This window comes from Bacillus sp. MUM 13, assembly GCF_001866725.1.
In the GTDB taxonomy this organism is placed as follows: Bacteria; Bacillota; Bacilli; order Bacillales; family DSM-1321; genus Peribacillus.
Genome location: NZ_MLYQ01000108.1, coordinates 1 through 1,663, shown reverse-complemented (window position 1 = coordinate 1,663; position 1,663 = coordinate 1). Strand labels below are relative to the sequence as shown.

Genomic DNA, 1,663 nt, shown 5'->3' with positions numbered 1-1,663 from the left:
CGTCAGGACTTAATCGGCCTGCTGAAGATCTGCCCCGCCTGCAGCGGATGATTGACCATGCCGACATCCTCATCACGGCTTGGGATGACAATCACCTCGCCGGAATAGCAAGAGCCATCACAGATTTCAGCTATTGCTGCTATTTATCAGACCTGGCTGTTGACAAGCACTATCAAAAAAGCGGAATTGGCAGGGAACTGACCCGTCTTGTACAAGAGCAGGCCGGCAAGGAAACGGTATTATTGCTGCTGTCTTCCCCCATTGCCATGGAATATTACCCGCGAATCGGGTTTGAAAAAGTGGATAATGCCTTCAAGATTCCAAGGGGAAAATAGCATCGGGACAAAAAGCGAAACCATAAGTGAGTATAACTCTTCCCTCTCTTATGGTTTTTTACAGGAAGCATTAAATTTAGTGTATAAAACGGAAGCTGTCCCGTTTTGCCTCACTTGATGGATTGCTGGAAACGAAAGAAATTTTCCGGATCATATTTTCTTTTTATTTTCCGGAGCCGGAAGGCATGAGTTCCGTAGTATTCCCGCTCATAATCCCTCAATTCAGAGTAAGGGAAGTTTGCATACGTGCCTTTCGAGAAAGATCTCATAAATTGAAAGCCCCTTTCTACCCATCTTTTGAAAGAAGCTGCGTCACGGTCTTTTTCCCATGATGCGGATATCCCCATAATATATTGAGCATCCCGGTAATAGAAGGCAGATTCATCAGCACCTATATCACTGATCACCCCGCCCAAGGAGTACAAGGAAAATCTGCATTTGCTTTTGTCAGGGCTCCGGTCCACCCATTCCACAAGCTTCCTGGCCGTTTCCCCGCTTATTCGCCGGAACACAAACCTTCCTGTCGCTTTGAATTTCAATGGAGGGCCATACTCTGCTCCTATTGCCCGTACCGCTTCAATAAATGGAACACGCTTAATAACAGACTCTGAAGATAGCCCCGGGATGGCTAAAAAATCCTTCAAAATGCGCCTTGCCTCTTTTTCACTGCCATAAAAAAAGCTATTTAAATAGGCATAATCTCCGGTAAAGCCTGCAAAACAGCTGATCCGCTTATCTGCCCGGGGAAGCCAATCCTTCCAGACATTCAATAGATCCACCCTGGCCTCAGGCCCCCACCTTAATTGAATAAGCGTTACGTGCCCGGCCCTGAAAATTTTAAACGTATATGAAACAACGACCCCGAAGTTTCCTCCCCCGGCTCCACGGCATGCCCAAAATAAATCGCTGTGCCGCTGTTCGCTGACAGTCAGGATCTGGCCCCGCGCGTCCACTATCTCTAATTCCAGGAGATTATCAGAAACAAGCCCAAAGAGCCTCATTGAAAGTCCGATTCCTCCGCCAAGCACCAATCCCGATATTCCGACTGAAGGGCATGTCCCTCCCGGAAAACCATACCCTTTTTCACTAAGAGCAGAATAAATCTCTCCAAGCCTTGCACCAGCACCTATTTTCACCGTGCTGCTAGTTTCATTTATTGAAATTCTATTAATCATTGAAGTGTCAATCACCAGGACACCATTGGCCGTCGAGTAGCCTTCATAATGATGGCCCCCGGTCCGGATGCGCAATTCAATTCTATTCTTTTTGCACCACTTTATAGCGTTCGCTGCATCCCGCTTGCTATAGCAATAGACCAATGCAAGCGG

2 protein-coding genes are annotated in these 1,663 nt (G+C 47.1%); one reads left to right on the top strand and one right to left on the bottom strand.

Annotated elements, in window-relative coordinates; translation table 11 throughout:
• On the top strand, positions 1 to 335 hold a 335-nt coding region (locus BIV59_RS20095), incomplete at its 5' end, for a GNAT family N-acetyltransferase (protein ID WP_071353244.1).
• Positions 336 to 445: 110 nt separating this feature from the next.
• On the opposite strand, the gene BIV59_RS20090 is transcribed toward BIV59_RS20095, so the two are convergent.
• A partial coding sequence (locus BIV59_RS20090) for an FAD-binding oxidoreductase (protein WP_071353243.1) occupies positions 446 to 1,663 on the bottom strand: 1,218 nt, incomplete at its 5' end.